Source organism: Lentiprolixibacter aurantiacus (genome assembly GCF_026241225.1).
Classification (GTDB): Bacteria; Bacteroidota; Bacteroidia; order Flavobacteriales; family Flavobacteriaceae; genus Lentiprolixibacter; species Lentiprolixibacter aurantiacus.
The window spans coordinates 943,130-958,649 of record NZ_JAPFQP010000001.1 but is presented as its reverse complement, the minus strand read 5'-3'; the positions used below and the strand labels follow the sequence as shown (position 1 = coordinate 958,649).

Genomic DNA, 15,520 nt, shown 5'->3' with positions numbered 1-15,520 from the left:
AATGAAAACCATGAAAAAATTACTACCCTATCTCTGTTTCCTATTGATTTTAAGTGTTTCTATTAATCTTAATGCTCAGAGGCGCAAGGCCAAAGCGGCACCCGAGAAAAAAGAAACCCTTGCTTTGGGTGACCTAAAACTGCGAAATGTTGGTCCCGCATTTTTATCGGGTCGGATTGCGGATATTGCGGTGCATCCGGAAGATGACGATATATGGTACGTGGCCGTAGGTTCCGGAGGTGTCTGGAAAACCGTTAATTCCGGAACTACCTGGACACCGCTTTTTGACAAGCAAAGCTCGTATTCCATAGGATGCATTACCATAGACCCCAACAACCACGCTACCATATGGGTAGGTACAGGGGAAAACGTAGGTGGCCGCCACGTAGGTTATGGTGATGGGATCTACCGTTCCAAGGACGGCGGACGAACCTGGGAAAATATGGGCCTGAAAAACTCCGAACACATTTCGGAGATTATCGTGCACCCGGACAACCCGAATGTTATATGGGTTGCGGTACAGGGCCCGCTTTGGACCAAAGGCGGAGAAAGAGGTTTCTATATGTCCACTGATGGCGGTGAAACCTGGAACAAAACCCTTGGTGGCAACGAATGGACCGGGGTTACCGATATCATGATAGATCCCCGCAACCCTGACAGGATCTACGCGGCCACCTGGCAGAGGCATCGTACCGTAGCAGCACTGATGGGAGGTGGACCGGATTCTGGGATCCACCGCTCAGAAGATGGAGGACTTACCTGGGAAAAATTGAAGACGGGATTACCGAAGTCGAACATGGGTAAAATAGGCCTGGCTATTTCACCCCAGCAACCTGATGTGGTATACGCCGCTATAGAACTGGACCGCACTACGGGGGGAGTATTTCGCTCAGAAAACCGTGGTGCATCCTGGACCAAAATGTCTAATACAGTATCCGGAGCCACGGGTCCCCATTATTACCAGGAGCTCTATGCCAGTCCTCACAAGTTCGACCGGCTCTACCTCATGAATGTACGTATCCTTACTTCAGAAGATGGGGGCAAGACCTTTGTCCAGCTTCAGGAAGACGACAAGCACTCTGACAACCACTCTATCAACTTCAGGGCAGACGATCCCAATTATCTTCTGGTAGGCACGGATGCCGGTATCTATGAAAGTTTTGACCTGGCTAAAACCTGGCGCTATATCAAAAACCTGCCCCTTACCCAGTTTTACAAGGTGGCCGTAAATAATGCAGAACCCTTCTACCACATCTTTGGGGGTACCCAGGACAACGGTTCTGCCGGAGGTCCTTCTCGCACCGATGAGCGTCAGGGAATACGCAATGCCCACTGGTATAAAACCCTTGGGGCAGATGGACATCAGTCAGCTACGGATCCGGAATACAACAATATCATTTATGCCGAAACCCAGCAAGGTGGTCTTCACCGTGTCGACCTGGTTACTGGCGAACAAGTGTTTATTCAACCTCAGGCAAGGGCAGGAGAAGATTTCGAGCGCTTTAACTGGGATGCTCCTATCCTGGTAAGTCCTCATAAGGCATCTCGTTTGTATTTTGCTTCACAGCGGGTATGGAAATCTGAAGACCGTGGCGACAGCTGGACTCCAATTTCCGGAGACCTTACCCGAAATGAGGAGCGTATTACCCTCCCCATTATGGGGAAACAGCAAAGCTGGGACAATGCCTGGGATGTAGGTGCGATGTCTAATTATAACACCATTACCTCTCTGTCCGAATCTCCGGTGAAAGAAGGTGTACTCTATGCCGGAACAGATGACGGATTTATCCAGGCATCTACCGATGGAGGCCAGAACTGGAATCGTATTCCGGTAACCCGTATGGGATTGGCTTCGAGGAGTTTTGTAAATGACATCAAAGCAGATCTATTTGATGCCAATACAGTATATGTGGTCCTGGACAACCATAAGGAAGGAGATTTCTCCCCTTACCTATTCAAGAGTACAGACGGCGGACAAAGCTGGCAATCCATTACCGGCAATATGCCCAAACGTATGCTGGTATGGCGTATTGTACAGGATCACGTGAATAAAAACCTGCTATTTGCGGGTACAGAATTGGGAATTTATGCCTCCCTCGACGGCGGTAAAAGCTGGAGTAAGGTCCCGGGTGCTCCCACTATTCCTTTCCGTGACCTCGTAATCCAGAAACGCGAAAATGACCTGGTTGGTGCATCCTTTGGTCGGGGCTTTTTTGTACTGGATGATTACAGTGCGATGCGTGATATTAATGCAGAAACCAGACAAAAGGAAGGACATCTTTTCCCTACCAAAAAAGCCCATTGGTATGTTCCCAAAAACATTATCGGTAATACCGGTGGGGACTACTATTTTGCCGAAAATCCAGAATTCGGAGCCTGGTTTACCTATCATCTTTCTAATGAATATCCAACGATAAAAAAGAAACGAAAGGAGGCTGAAAAAGCCCTTGAAAAACAGAACAGGGATATCCCCTTCCCCGGCTGGGATGCTTTGGAGGAAGAACGCCGTGAAGAGGGTGTCAAAATCTGGGTTGTTGTTAAAGATGAGCAGGGTAATGTAATCCGAAAGGTTAAAGGAAAAACCAAAAAGGGAATAAATCGAGTAGCCTGGAACTTGAGGCACCCAAGCAATCGTGCTATCAGACCAGGACAGTCGGGAGGCGGAGGCGGATGGTCTTCATCCGGACCTATGGTTACACCGGGTACCTATAATGCTACTTTGATGAAAGAAGACAAAGGTGAGGTAACGACGCTGGACGGGCCTATTTCCTTTGAGGTAGTTCCTCTACGGGAAGGTACTTTAAAAGGCGTTTCGTATGATGAATTCAATGAGTACATAACAGAAATTGAAGCTTTACAGGACCGTGTAAATGTTGCAAGTGACGCCTTTGATGAGAGCATGGATAAAGTTAAAGCCATGCAGGTAGCCCTTTCACGTACTGATGTAACACCTGGAAGCTTAGACAAACGATTGTATGACCTAAAGCAACAGTTGTATGTAATGGAAGAAAAAATTAACGGCAATAGTTCCCGAAGTGAAATTGGAGAACGCAATCCACCTAGCGTAGGATCACATATGCGAGTGGCGATGAGGGGATTGTCAACTACTTATGGCCCCACCCCACTTCACAGGCAAAGCCTTGAAATTGCCAATACTATGTTGAATGGCATGTTTGCTGAAATCAGCACCATCAGTACAAGTACAATTCCAGCACTGGAAAACGAATTGCGACGTCTTGGTGCTCCCTATATACTGGGGCAGGGCATCAAGAACTAATAGTCAAAGCGTAAATAGAAAAAGGGGCTCTCCAGGAGCCCCTTTTGTATTTTTAGCTACTTAAAAACGTTCATTCTCCTGCCGTTTCAGGAATAGCAACGTCCCATACCCCGGTAGCAGCTATTTCTTTCGCAAAGGTTGAGAAAGATTTAGCCGGTCTTCCCAGTATTATTTCAATGTTATTGGTTGTTGAAGCATTCCTGCCATCCAGGACATTGGTAAACAGGTAAGTGATCAACCAGATAAAATCTTCAGGCACCTTATGGTCGCGCAACATCTGGGTATACTCCTCAATGCTTACCGGGATATATTGGATGTCTCTGCCAGTGGCCTTAGAAATCTCTTCTACCACTTCTTCGAAGTTAATGAGATCAGGACCCGTAAGCTCCAGGACTTCATTGGTGATACGGTCTTCAAGAAGGGCCTTAAGGGCTACATCGGCAACGTCATCCAAATCGATGAAAGGAATTTTGGTTTCAGCCTTTGGAGCCGCCAGTACCCCAGCCTTGATCGGATCCAGGAAGAAATATTCACTAAAATTCTGCATGAACCAATCAACACGTACCACTACGGTATTGATATTGGAATTTAAGGCGATCAATTCACATTCCTGGGCTTCGGGTTCACCTCGTCCAGAAAGGATTACCATTTTTTTCAGGCCGGTACGCTCTGCCACCTCTACTAACTTAGTAATCGCTTCTTTGGATCCTGGTACCGCAAGATCCGGATAGTAGGCAACATAGGCTTTATCCATTCCTTCCAGTACGGCTTCCCACCCTTCCGGTTTTGACCAGTCGAATGAGGGTTCTGACGACCTCGAGGCTACTCGTACTTCATGACCCAGGGCCTCTAATCTTTGCACTACTCTTCTTCCGGTTTTACCGGTTCCTCCAAGAACTAAATATTTGTTGTTTTCCATGATTTTACTTTTAAATTTTTGATTTGTATTAGATTAATTATGATTTCCAGACCAGGCTAAGCAGTAATAAAAGAAAGGATAGCGCTGATATATAGGTTCTTACCCGGTGAAAAGAATTCCAGGGGTTTTCAAATTTCTTCCTCAATGAGGCAGCCGCCTCTGCTCCTATCTCTGCGAGATCTGTCTTGTCTACCATTTCATTCAGGGGTACATTACCGAATACCGTAACCAGAGCTACCCCGAAGAAATACAGTAAAACTGCAGTGAGTACTGACCAGAAAGTCGCAGGATTCCCGTTTCGAATCAGGTATGCACCTAATGCCCCCAGGAATACAGGTCCGAAGAAGACCAGAAAGAAGGTTGGGTTAAGGATAGTCCTGTTCATTTGCTGAAATGCCCTTAGATAGCTTAGATCGTCCAGGTTAGCCAATCCGGTGGTAACGGCGTTGGACCAGGTGAAACAGAGTCCGGCTGACAATCCGGTTAACAGGGTGGCTATGACTATTACTACAAGTTTTATAGAGATTTCCATGATTGTGTTTTGTTTTGGGTTGATGGTTTATTGTTGTTGGTTGCGGGTTTATGCCTTACTCATTTTTATCCTATGATACAGGCTTACTACTGACAGGTATAGTATTGCTATGATCCAAAAGGATATATCCGTGAAGAACTGGTAGTATGATCCACCAGCTGGTATCACGAGCAATGGAACTGTTACAGTAGCGTCCAGGATAACACCAGTAAGGAGCATTGCCAGTCCGATTTTTAATCCGGGACTTTTTTGCTCAGCGCGATAGTAAAGATGGGCACCAAACCAGGTCAGGGGAATCAAGACCAGACCAACAACCAGGTTAGCCTGTAGTTCATAATCCTCCAGCAGGGGGATGTAAAAGGATAAGGTGAATGCAAATACTGCCAAAAACCAGATTGCTACACCTATTGAAATTGCTCTTTTAGTTTTCATAATTATTTGATTAAATGTTTACAGGTCAAAAGTATTTTAGCTCACCTCTGATCATTTGTCCTCAAAGCATTTTGATTTGTTCCAGAAGGAGCAGCCCTTCTGTTTCTGATTTAGACACCTTATCTACCTGTGAAATTGAGGAGCTGGAGGACTGTTTAGTGGAGGTCCAGCCAAATCCAAGTGGAAGTATTAGATGTGTCTGAAGTACATTTCTATTAGGTCTCATGATCAACTTATTGATTATTACTGAGACAAAATTGCAGTAGTCCGGGGAGGATGGTTGGTTGTAAAGGGAGGAAGATTTGTTCGAAAAGGAGTAACCCTTTATTTATGGGCGATCAGGGCTTATTTGTAACTGAATACAATTCCATAAATTGCGCTCTGCCCTTTAAGTTAAGGGGTCCAAGTGAGCTGAAAGTAAAAGAAGGAGGGTCTTTAAGTAAATCCAGTAAGCTGTGCGAGATCAGCAGATCAGTATTATGAGTAATGCATAAGGACTGTATTCTTGCTGTCACATTCAGAACATCACCAGTGAAGAATATCTCGCGCTTTAAGGCTCCTATCTCTCCCGTGGTTACAGGGCCAACGTGCAAACCGGCCTTAAAGCTTGGAACAACTCCATACCTCTTTTGAAAATAGGAGGCTTTGTTCTGAAGGTCCCGCTGCATGGCAAAAAAGCAACTGAGGCAATTTTCCCCGCTTATACCTTTATCCAATTCCCAGGATATGACGATCTCGTCACCGACATACTGGTATACTTCGCCTTCATATTCAATAATCGCCCCGGACAATACATTGTAATAGGATCGTAGCAGTTCAAAATAGGTCAGGTGACCCAGTTCCTCCGCAATGGCGGTTGACGATTTCATGTCCAGAAACATAAATATCCTCTTCTCTTCCACCGGCTGATGGTATCTTCCCGTAAAGAAATTAAAAAGAACCCTGTGCCCCAGGTGGTCACTGATAGCAGCGTAAAAAAGACTCAAAAAAGTACTGAATGCCAGACTTATGGCAGTACTTAAGAATAGGCCACTACCCAAGAACCCTATAAATCTGTCCCAAATATCATCACTGAAAGGAGAAATTCTTAATTCTATGGCAGACGCCAGTGGATACATTATAAAAATCAGGAGAAACAGGAAAAAAGTATAGAAAAGGAACTTAGAAAGCAGTTTTCTTGTAAAACTATACCTGGCAAACAGGTTTTTAAACCAATAGACTTCTAATGTTCCGATGATTAACCCGGTTATGGTCACTGCCACAGAAGCAAAAACAAACACTTCGAGGGTAAGCGTAATCTCAATTCCGGGATTGGTGTTCTTATTCCCGGTCGCAAGTGCATCGGTAACCAAATCGAACCAGCCAATAAACAGCCATATTATGCCAAAGGGAATAATGCGCTGAATATTTCTCTTAGTCTTAGGAGACATACTAAAACCCATGATTCAAATGTAAGAGGATTTCTGTTTTCTAAAAGACGTACTAGGAGGTAGTGGTTCTGACCTGGCTTGGTCGGTATCCAAATTTCTGGGTAAAGGCATTGGAAAATGAACTTAGGCTGTCGTAACCCACCTGCCAGGCTGCTTCCTGAACCGTAGCTTCCTGGTTTTTGAGCAAATCATAGGCAGTGGTTAATCGTGTCTCCTGAAGATACTTAAAAACGGGAACACCGAATAAGGCCTTGAAATTCTTTTTCAGTTTGAAGGTGTTCACCCCTATTTCGCGAGCCAGATCCGTTAATGATGGTGGTGAATCGAGATTATGGTCAAGAATGGATTTTGCGGCCAGTAACTTTTCCCGCTCCGAATCTTTTATTGAGGGCCCTTTCATGGTGGAAAGCTGTCCCAGGAAGTGCGCCAAAAGCAAGGTAACCTGGCTTCGGAAAAACATCATTTTCATTTTGCCCTCGTATTTGTTTTCAAACACGGCATTAACAAGGTCCTGCATTTCCGGGCTCATGAAAAACCTTGGTCCCTCTACATAATGGTCCTGAGGGTGCACCAGCTGGTTTAACATTTGTGAAAACAATTCCCCTTCAGCATTCGGTAATTTATCCAGGTTCTTTAGAGCAGTAGCTATAACAAGACATTGTAATGGTTTTCCAGCAGAAACCGTATGCTCGCAAACCACGTGTTCATCGGCATAAAAAGAAAGGGCCAGGCCTTTGGTATGGTTGTATTCTTTGTTTTTATCTGCATAACGCATATCCAGATGCACATCACCGGATCCGTAGAGGGCTACGGCAATAACGGGTTCATCAAAGGAACAGGCGTCTACGACAACCTTGTCCGAAAAGGCTTCTTCCACCAGAATGGTAAAGTCCTGTATGTCTATGATATCACGGGTCATACCCAAAAATAACAAAAGGGAAACGAACTTGTGACCCTTAGGATGTATCTTTAAGATCATTTAACAATGGTCTATGAACTCATCTCTCAATCCAAAGATATCTTTGCCTGAACTTCCTTTTGAAGATTGGGCCAATACGCGGCTTACTGTACACCTCATCCTACAGATTATTGGCAAGACCCGATTGAAGCTTACTCCCAGGAAAAACCACTGGTGGTATATCACCATATATATTACTTCCAGGGGTTTTGGAACAGGGGGTATCCCGATTGTAAATGGCATGGAAAGCCTGGAAATAGAGTTTAATATCCCTGAGAAAGCCGTTAGCTTTGATTGCTCATCAGGACAGCAGTTTCATATTTCATTGAAGGATTCCCCGAGCATTGCTCAGTTTTATTCTGATTTCCGTACAATTCTTAAAGAACTGGATTTGCATCCGGAATTTGTGGAAAAACCTTTTGACTTAAACATCGAAACCCCTTTTGCCGAACTTACAACATACCATCATTACGACTGGGATTTTATCAATCGTTTCTGGCAGGTAATGCGGTGGAATCAATCTGTCTTTCAGGAATTCAGCGGTCGGTTTTACGGCAAGACCTGCCCTGTTCACATCTATTGGCATCATATGGACCTGACCGTTACCCGTTTCTCTGGAAAAAAATTGCCAGCCATGGATGCCTCAGCACGACTCCTCGAAAAAGACACATACTCTCACGAGCAAATAAGCTTTGGATTCTGGGTGGGTGATGATATGGTAAGGGAGCCCATGTATTATTCCTATACCTACCCCTCCCCGGACAAACTGGATCAGGAGCCATTGCTCCCTGTTGATGCACAGTGGGTTGATAGCAATGGAAGCCCAATGGCACTTTTATCCTACGATTCGGTAAGAAGGTCTGAAGATCCCAGGGAAGCAGTACTCGCCTTTTTGGAAAGCGCCTATCAGTCCGGAGCCAAACTCGCAAATTGGCCTGTTGAGGATTTGACAGTACCTAAATTTGAAGATCTATAAATAGAAAGCGCGGATTTAAAATCCGCGCTTTCTATAAAAATTCGTGTATATTCATCCTCAAACAACCATTATCCCTTTTAATTAATCGATTAAAAGGCCAATTATAAATAATAAATGATTCTTGCTTACCTATCCATAGCTTTTAAGGTGATCATCTTTATAAGCATTATCAATGTTTGGTTTTTTCGCTTTAATAAGGCCACACCATATCGCGGAGGTGGAGCCAAATCCATGAAAGAAGAATTCGAGGTTTACGGCTTCTCTCCGGGCCTCATGTACTTAATAGGAGCAATTAAAATACTTTTGGCTTCCGTTCTACTGGTTTCTATCTGGCATAACGGGCTGTCTACCCCGGCTGCTGGAGGAATGGGAATTTTTATGCTTGGAGCCATATTCATGCACTTCCGTGCTAATGACCCTAATATCCGGTCTTTTCCTGCCCTATTGTTTTTTCTGTTATCTATAGGGATCATTGTATTAGATATTTTCCAGCAGGAAGGTTTCTGAAAATATGCGGACGGAAATAGAAAGCGCGGATTTGAAATCCGCGCTTTCTATTTTTTTTTTGCTATCTTAATCCAATAACATTTAAAACCAACCAATTATGAAAAAATTATGCACCTTATTGGGGCTGTTTATGGTATTCTCCCTCTCAGCCCAGGACACCTACTTTACCATTTACAATTTTTCCGTAGCTGCAAAAGATGTCTCCACAGTTTACGATCTTGTTGATGGCTATTACTCCAAAAACAAGCCCGAAGGGGTTACGGTATCCCTTTATGAAAACCACTTTAACGACAGTGGTAACAATTTTACACATTCCATTGTTTTTGCCGGGTCTCTCGATGCCATAGGAGGCATGTACTCAGGAGGCGATAATGATGCCTGGCAACTATTCATTACCCGTGTAAACATGCATATGGAAGATGGTTTTAGCTCGGCCATGGGAAGGGTGATTGACAGTTACGGAGATAACTCAACACCCCATCCGGTACAGCGTTATTTTATGCTGGACGTAAAGGACGGAGATGCTTTTAATAAAGGATATGCAAAGTTTCATTCCAAAAATAATCCGGAGGGTGAAACAGTCGCAATGGGGAATATTACGGCAGGTCGTTCTCCAGCGGGAGAAAATCGCTGGGTAATTCAAGGATTTAAAGATTTCAAATCTGCCATGGGTGGTGCTGACATGTTGCGTACAGATGCAGAAAAGAAAGCCAGTGATAAAGCATGGCAAGAGTTTATGGATTCTCATGGCGGAGTAGACGTTATTCGTTCCGGCCTGCGCATTCAATTAGGACAGTGGTAGATTAGGGAAAAGGTCACCAAAAGCATAAAGAAAGCCCGGATTTCAAATCCGGGCTTTCTTTATATTTTTAATGGGCCTATTCCGCATCCACTATTATGGCTTCAGCCGCCTGCTTGGTATCGGTATATTGCTGGAAGGAACTGGCCAGTGAATCCTTTAAAGTCCACAAATGGGCAAACTGAGCGTCTAATTCCTTACCACTAGCCTTGTTAAGTGCCTTGTAACGCCCAGTAACCAGGACCATATTGGTGTCTACATTAAAGAACTTCATATTTTCCAGGTTCCAGTATTCCCACTCTGCTCCTAATCGGCCAAAAACTCCTTCTCCCACAGCCGCACCTCCCACGTAGGGATTGCCATCAGCATAAATAAAATTCTCGGCTTCATTCCATTGAATGTCTTCGGTAAAGCTGGCCATAACTGTTTCCACATCACCTTCAGCAAAGGCGTTGTAAACTTTTTTAATGTATTCTGACTTGGCGGGCTTTTCAACCACTTCCGGTTCTGTTTTGGTCTGGCAGGAAATAATAATTAATGCGAGGGTAAGTAAAACTAATTTTTTCATGTTTGGTCAGGTTTTTGGTTATCGTATTAAAGATAGGTAAATCACAATTATAAAAGCTCGGATCTGAAATCCGGGCTCTCTGCCTTATAAACTATCATTCTATATGCAAGTTATATTCCTGTAGCAGTTCCTGCCAGGATCTTTCATTTATCTTGCGGACCAGCAAGGGGTTGATCCATTCCAGGTGTTCGCTATTCTTGGAGAGGAAAAAACTGTTGTATTGCTGATTAAAACTGATAGGCAGAAGAAAAGCCTTGCCTTCCAGCTGCATCTTGCCAATAAGATAATCCAGCACCGTTTTGTCATAGACCAAAACTTCTGACTTCCTGGCTGCGAGCGACAAAAGTGCATTTTCAACATTATCGAACAGGGCTCCGGGTTGAATTTCGTTTTGCTTTAAAAAAACCTCACTACTAGATCCATAAACACTGGCAATATTGTTTGTATTGCGCAAATCCTGCAGGTCTTCGATATTCCGACTGAGGGAATCTACCGTAAGTGTTGATGCCACGGTAGCTGTAAATGCCGAAATAATAAGAATAGCCGTAAACATCCATATCATGGCTATAGCCCTACCCATTTTGGTTTTTGGAGCCTTGTCCCCGTAACCTACTGTTGTCATGGTCACTGCAGACCACCAAAATCCATCAAACAGTCCAATCAGGTTAGGGCGGAACTGACGACGATTATGGTTCCTTTCCACCAGCCATAGGATGGTGCCAAAAACAAAAATGGTCAGTACCAGCAATAAGATCAACCTGAAAAATTGCAGGGAAAAGAAATTCTTTAGAAAGACACGTACCTGACTATGTTGTGCCTGGGAGGTAGCCACCCCAAGAAAGGAAACGTAGAAGGGCTGAGTGGCTTCTAACAAGTTCAGTCGCATTTCATTTACGTGGATGGGGTTAATGGAAACGTCGATTTCTTCAAAGTCCAGGCCCCGGATCAGTCCCAGATGGTCATTGAATTCAACCAGTTCGTATCCTACACCAGCCTCTTTGGCTATACTATTCCACAGATCAACGCTAAGACCAGAATATTCGCCCCCATCCTTAATAACAAAAGGAGGTTCCTGTACCACCCCTACACGGAGAATTTCCATATCCTGGCCCTGTCCAAAAAGCGGGATTAAAGTCAATAACAAAAAGAAAATTATCCTTTTCATCTGCTAAACAATTTGTTCGAGATATGAAGCAAAGATTTGAAATGCCTTGCGCATATGTTCGTCAAACAGATCCTCCTTATCTGCATAGACGGTTAAAATTGACTCCGTATTATTTATATAAAAAGGCACACTTATAGCGGCCTTATAAGCTGCAATGCGTGTATCTTTTTTCTTTAAAAGCGTATGGCCTTCTTCATCCAGCCGATTGAATAAAAAGGGTTTTGCGTGGGCAATACAATAAGCTGCAAGGGAAATATCCGGATCATAGGGAACCCGTGCCGATGTAAATCCGCGGACCCTTTCGGAATACCCTTCAAATTCCAAATGTTTACCCCGTCTCACCCCTATTTCAAATGCCACTACACCAGGTAATTTCAATAGGTCTGTTGAAATATATTCCAGTACAAAATCCCATTTGGTTCCGGGTCCTATCTTGGATATTAACCTGTGCATGATCTCCAGTACAAGCAGGTTGGCTTTTCGCTCCTTTAGCTTTAACCTAACCTCCTCGCGAACCTTAAGCAAATCGGCTTCCTGTTTTACCACCTCTTCTTCCTTGGCCTTCAACCCCTGGCTCATAGCATTAAGAACAAGGCTGAATCTGCGTTTTTGAGAGATGAAGAGAACAACAAAAATTCCTGTCAGTATTAATCCTGAAACCCAGATAAATGTCCGGCTTTTATACCAGTACTGGCTCACGGTAAAATTGAGTTGTTCTGGTTGGCTCCATAAATAGGCCCCTTCCTTTTTCGCCCTGATGGCCAATTCATAATTGCCCGGAGTCATTCCTGTAAAGTTCATGGTTGTTTCAGAAATCGGATCAGACCATGAGCTGTCATCAATGCGGTACTGGAAAAATGTCCTGAAGCCGTGGAATGAAGGAGCAGTATAAGCAACACTAATTTCATGGTCCGGCTTTATATGTAGTCCATTCAAAGGGCTTTCTATTCCATTAACTGTGGCCGAAACCAACAATGGTCTACTGCTCATACCAGGTTTTGCATTTTCCTCAAGGGAATAGACAATCCCCTCAGCCGTCCCAATCCAGAACCGTCCCTTCTTATCAGATTCCATGCAGCGGTAGGACATGACCTTGCTGGGCAGGCCACTTTCTTCCTTCATAACCATGGTATTTTCATCGGTGTAACGAAGAACTCCTTCCGTATCGAGAGATATCCAGACACTGCCATCTGCGGATACTTTCACAGATTTTATTTCTATATCATCATACTCAGCACCGAGATCAACTTTGCTCACACTTTCCATATCGTGACGGAGCAAACCCTGGCTGGAAGCCAGCCAGATAATCCCCTTTTCATCCACAGCAAAGTCATGCACCTGAAAATTGAAACCGGTATAGAAATCAAAATCAAGGCTGAGATTAACAAAGCTGTCTTTTTCGGGAACATAACGGAATAGGTAGGTGTCCTCGCCAATACCCGAGGCATAAATACGACCCTTGCCGATTTCTCGGATGCATATGATACGATTATCAAGTCCCTTTTCCGCACCGTATTCTATAAAAGAGCCGTCAGGCATCAGACATCCAACGCCAAGCAGGGGTTTATCCTTGGGGGCCTGTGCTAACCAAAGGCGGTCATTACTGTCTACCTCAAGAAAAAATATCCCCTCCCCCCTGTCTTCCAGATCTATTGTTCTCAGCAATCGCCCATCCTGGTCCAGTTCGTGAAGTTTGCCCGTACTAGTCCCTGTCCACAACCGTTCTCCCTCGGTAGTGAGAGATGTTATAGTGCCCAGAGAAGCTGTTGGGAGTGGTTCCCCTTCATATCCAAAATCCGTGCTCTCAATTCGGTAGAGATCACCAAAATTGACAAAGATCCGACCATTTTCGGCTATCGAAATAGCGGTTGCATTAGCATTGGGAATTGAGCCCACACCTTCAAAAAAGCGCTTTTGCAGTATCCCCAATCCTTCTGATGAACAGACCCAGAGTTTTCCACTGGTGTCGATTATTATGGTATTTATGTTTCTGAAAGGGAGCTCCTCTACGGTATGAGGATCATTATTCCCATATATTTTTATAAAATTGGGTCTTATTGCCTGTGTTCGGTCTAAATAATACAAGCCTTTGTCTCGAATGCCGAGGTATACGTTCTCCTGGGCATCCAGGGCAAGTGCAGTAACTTCCCCCGGGGTAGACGGAAAGGATTCTCTTTCAAGGATCCGCGCACCATCCGGACTAAGCTGTAAGCTGTAAACCTTATCGCTGGCCACCCAGAGGGTATTTTCCTTTGTTTTTATATCCTGAATCCCGGTGAATGAGGCCTTTTTTTCTAATGTCCTGTTATTTTCATTGAACAGGAATAATGATCCATCACTTCTTGCAATCCAAAGCCGACCAGCTACCTCTCCAAAAAAGAGGTTTGTGCTACGTTCTGAAACCTGGAAGAACTCTGGCATAAAAGATTCAATCCCTTCAGCGGTAAGGTAATGCATCTGTCCCCCGGGCTGACCTGCCAGAATATTACCATTGCTCCTGAGAAATATCTGGTTTGGGTAGTACAAAAGGGTATCAGTTTGCTGTATGGAGGATTTGTATAAAAGGGAAATCCCCGTAGTATCCAATGCCGGTTGCAGTAGGCTTATGCCTGCATCATGACTAAGGAGCAATCCTTCTGAGGTATTCAAAAGATATTTAACGTACTGACTGGGAACAAACTGGGAATAACTTTCAAAACTGCTGCCATCAAACCGCACCAGTCCGTCATCTGTAGCAATCCAGGCGAACCCCAGGGTATCCCAAGCCACATGCCTCACCTCATCAGAAGGAAGTCCATTGGCTGCAGAGTACCAGGAAACATGCATATTCTGGCCCACAGAAGACCAGATACACAGTAACGCCGCGCATGTAAAGAGTGTTTTGCCCATAATTCCGGAAGATGAGCATATAGCCTAATAAAGTTAAGAAATATGGGGCTCTTAGTAAATAGAAATGTATAGAAACACAAAGCGCAGATTTAAAATCCGCGCTTTCTGTTTATTGCCTGAACTCGTGTTTCACCCAGTCTACTTCCATGACCCATTCCCCGGTCATGGGATTATCCGTGATCTTGGCAAAGTTCAGGATTGCGAACATGGGTTCCGGGTAGTTATCTCCTTCGCTAACATTGCGATAAACCTCTTCGCCATCCAGGCGGTATACCAGGTCGCTTCCCTCCCACTCTACAGAGTATTCGTGAAAATCGTCCAGAGTAGCAGGGAAGTCCTTTCGGTAACTCCACCAGTCTCCCTTATCACATTCCCCCTGGCTCTTTATAGCTCCAGTGGTAAAATGGTCTTTTTTAACATCCCCGTGATGCTCAAAAATGTCTATTTCACCAGATCCTGTAAGCGGCCAGCATACGTTTTCATCCGGTTCCTGTACCGGAGACTCATTGTTCTGGGCCCCCAACAACCACCATGCCGGAAACATACTGGGCTGGCCATTGCCATGGAGCCGCAAACGGGCAGTCCATTTCCCTTTTACAAATTCCTTTCGATTTTTGGAACAAATACGACCGGCCATATACTGGGTGTCTGCCTGCTTCGTCCCGTGTTTATCGAGATTATCACAGGGGAGCTTTTCTCCAACATTAACCACCTTTATTTTTAAGGTACCGTCACTCACTTCCCGGGTTCCGTACTCCCCATCGGGCACATAGCACTGTAATTCATTGTTTACCCAGATCCGCTGGTCCTGCCAGTTCTCAGGATTAAACGTATCGAAATCATCAAAAAAATCGGCTTCCCAGACTGAAGTTACGGTGTCTTGTTGTTCTTCGGCCTTCTTCTCTTTGGAACGGCAACCGAGCAAAATAAGGGCAAAAGCCAGGGTGTATAGAATGGATTTCATCTGTCCTTGGATTAGGTTAACGCATACTGATCTCTAAGGTAATGATCTTATCTCAAATTATGTAACCCTAAGGAACTGACGCTCGTCATAGCATGATTGTCAAA

At 44.4% G+C, this 15,520-nt stretch carries 14 protein-coding genes; 4 read left to right on the top strand and 10 right to left on the bottom strand.

Going from position 1 to position 15,520, the window contains the following annotated elements; genetic code table 11:
• Nucleotides 1-10 precede the first annotated feature (10 nt).
• Complete coding sequence (locus OO016_RS04235) at nt 11-3,277, top strand: WD40/YVTN/BNR-like repeat-containing protein (protein ID WP_266011113.1); 3,267 nt, start codon at nt 11-13, stop codon at nt 3,275-3,277.
• A gap of 70 nt (nt 3,278-3,347) precedes the next feature.
• On the opposite strand, the gene OO016_RS04230 is transcribed toward OO016_RS04235, so the two are convergent.
• The 6 genes from OO016_RS04230 to OO016_RS04205 form a co-directional block, all read right to left on the bottom strand.
• Nucleotides 3,348-4,196 carry an NmrA family NAD(P)-binding protein gene (locus tag OO016_RS04230; protein WP_266011112.1) on the bottom strand — a complete coding sequence of 283 codons (849 nt, stop codon included), beginning with the start codon at nt 4,194-4,196 and terminating at the stop codon, nt 3,348-3,350.
• A 37-nt stretch (nt 4,197-4,233) separates the two neighbouring features.
• Nucleotides 4,234-4,728, bottom strand: a complete 495-nt coding sequence (locus OO016_RS04225; RefSeq protein ID WP_266011110.1) for an anthrone oxygenase family protein — start codon at nt 4,726-4,728, stop codon at nt 4,234-4,236.
• Between the two features lie 48 nt (nt 4,729-4,776).
• Nucleotides 4,777-5,160 (bottom strand): DUF5367 family protein, encoded by a 384-nt coding sequence (locus tag OO016_RS04220; protein ID WP_266011108.1) that lies wholly within the window; start codon nt 5,158-5,160, stop codon nt 4,777-4,779.
• Between the two features lie 61 nt (nt 5,161-5,221).
• Nucleotides 5,222-5,386: a hypothetical protein gene (locus tag OO016_RS04215; protein WP_266011107.1), complete on the bottom strand. Its 165-nt coding sequence runs from the start codon at nt 5,384-5,386 to the stop codon at nt 5,222-5,224.
• Between the two features lie 112 nt (nt 5,387-5,498).
• The gene (locus OO016_RS04210) at nt 5,499-6,590 is read right to left on the bottom strand and encodes an adenylate/guanylate cyclase domain-containing protein (RefSeq protein WP_266011106.1); all 1,092 of its coding nucleotides are present in this window, start codon (nt 6,588-6,590) and stop codon (nt 5,499-5,501) included.
• 52 nt (nt 6,591-6,642) lie between these two features.
• Nucleotides 6,643-7,569 (bottom strand): helix-turn-helix transcriptional regulator, encoded by a 927-nt coding sequence (locus OO016_RS04205; RefSeq protein ID WP_266011105.1) that lies wholly within the window; start codon nt 7,567-7,569, stop codon nt 6,643-6,645.
• 13 nt (nt 7,570-7,582) lie between these two features.
• Between OO016_RS04205 and OO016_RS04200 the strand changes: the two genes are divergently transcribed.
• The 3 genes from OO016_RS04200 to OO016_RS04190 all read left to right on the top strand — a co-directional run bounded on the left by OO016_RS04200 (nt 7,583) and on the right by OO016_RS04190 (nt 9,833).
• On the top strand, nt 7,583-8,524 hold the full coding sequence (locus tag OO016_RS04200; RefSeq protein WP_266011103.1) for a DUF5996 family protein: 942 nt from the start codon (nt 7,583-7,585) through the stop codon (nt 8,522-8,524).
• A gap of 114 nt (nt 8,525-8,638) precedes the next feature.
• Nucleotides 8,639-9,031: a DoxX family protein gene (locus OO016_RS04195; RefSeq protein ID WP_266011101.1), complete on the top strand. Its 393-nt coding sequence runs from the start codon at nt 8,639-8,641 to the stop codon at nt 9,029-9,031.
• A 97-nt stretch (nt 9,032-9,128) separates the two neighbouring features.
• Nucleotides 9,129-9,833: a hypothetical protein gene (locus OO016_RS04190; protein WP_266011099.1), complete on the top strand. Its 705-nt coding sequence runs from the start codon at nt 9,129-9,131 to the stop codon at nt 9,831-9,833.
• Nucleotides 9,834-9,909: 76 nt separating this feature from the next.
• Here the strand turns inward: OO016_RS04190 and OO016_RS04185 are convergent, their stop codons facing one another.
• From OO016_RS04185 to OO016_RS04170, 4 genes are all read right to left on the bottom strand, one after another.
• Nucleotides 9,910-10,398 carry a nuclear transport factor 2 family protein gene (locus OO016_RS04185; protein WP_266011097.1) on the bottom strand — a complete coding sequence of 163 codons (489 nt, stop codon included), beginning with the start codon at nt 10,396-10,398 and terminating at the stop codon, nt 9,910-9,912.
• 94 nt (nt 10,399-10,492) lie between these two features.
• Nucleotides 10,493-11,563, bottom strand: a complete 1,071-nt coding sequence (locus OO016_RS04180; RefSeq protein ID WP_266011095.1) for an ion channel — start codon at nt 11,561-11,563, stop codon at nt 10,493-10,495.
• Nucleotides 11,564-11,566: 3 nt separating this feature from the next.
• Entirely contained in the window at nt 11,567-14,452 is a 2,886-nt protein-coding gene (locus OO016_RS04175) for a hypothetical protein (protein WP_266011094.1), read from the bottom strand.
• Between the two features lie 109 nt (nt 14,453-14,561).
• Nucleotides 14,562-15,416, bottom strand: coding sequence for a glycoside hydrolase family 16 protein (locus tag OO016_RS04170; protein WP_266011092.1), 855 nt, complete (start codon nt 15,414-15,416; stop codon nt 14,562-14,564).
• Nucleotides 15,417-15,520: the final 104 nt, after the last annotated feature.

What these genes read in the sequence shown, in the direction of transcription:
- OO016_RS04235 (WP_266011113.1), top strand. Translation starts at nt 11, where the DNA reads ATGAAAAAATTACTACCCTATCTCTGTTTCCTATTGATTTTAAGTGTT.
- OO016_RS04230 (WP_266011112.1), bottom strand. Translation starts at nt 4,196, where the DNA reads ATGGAAAACAACAAATATTTAGTTCTTGGAGGAACCGGTAAAACCGGA.
- OO016_RS04225 (WP_266011110.1), bottom strand. Translation starts at nt 4,728, where the DNA reads ATGGAAATCTCTATAAAACTTGTAGTAATAGTCATAGCCACCCTGTTA.
- OO016_RS04220 (WP_266011108.1), bottom strand. Translation starts at nt 5,160, where the DNA reads ATGAAAACTAAAAGAGCAATTTCAATAGGTGTAGCAATCTGGTTTTTG.
- OO016_RS04215 (WP_266011107.1), bottom strand. Translation starts at nt 5,386, where the DNA reads ATGAGACCTAATAGAAATGTACTTCAGACACATCTAATACTTCCACTT.
- OO016_RS04210 (WP_266011106.1), bottom strand. Translation starts at nt 6,590, where the DNA reads ATGTCTCCTAAGACTAAGAGAAATATTCAGCGCATTATTCCCTTTGGC.
- OO016_RS04205 (WP_266011105.1), bottom strand. Translation starts at nt 7,569, where the DNA reads ATGATCTTAAAGATACATCCTAAGGGTCACAAGTTCGTTTCCCTTTTG.
- OO016_RS04200 (WP_266011103.1), top strand. Translation starts at nt 7,583, where the DNA reads ATGAACTCATCTCTCAATCCAAAGATATCTTTGCCTGAACTTCCTTTT.
- OO016_RS04195 (WP_266011101.1), top strand. Translation starts at nt 8,639, where the DNA reads ATGATTCTTGCTTACCTATCCATAGCTTTTAAGGTGATCATCTTTATA.
- OO016_RS04190 (WP_266011099.1), top strand. Translation starts at nt 9,129, where the DNA reads ATGAAAAAATTATGCACCTTATTGGGGCTGTTTATGGTATTCTCCCTC.
- OO016_RS04185 (WP_266011097.1), bottom strand. Translation starts at nt 10,398, where the DNA reads ATGAAAAAATTAGTTTTACTTACCCTCGCATTAATTATTATTTCCTGC.
- OO016_RS04180 (WP_266011095.1), bottom strand. Translation starts at nt 11,563, where the DNA reads ATGAAAAGGATAATTTTCTTTTTGTTATTGACTTTAATCCCGCTTTTT.
- OO016_RS04175 (WP_266011094.1), bottom strand. Translation starts at nt 14,452, where the DNA reads ATGGGCAAAACACTCTTTACATGCGCGGCGTTACTGTGTATCTGGTCT.
- OO016_RS04170 (WP_266011092.1), bottom strand. Translation starts at nt 15,416, where the DNA reads ATGAAATCCATTCTATACACCCTGGCTTTTGCCCTTATTTTGCTCGGT.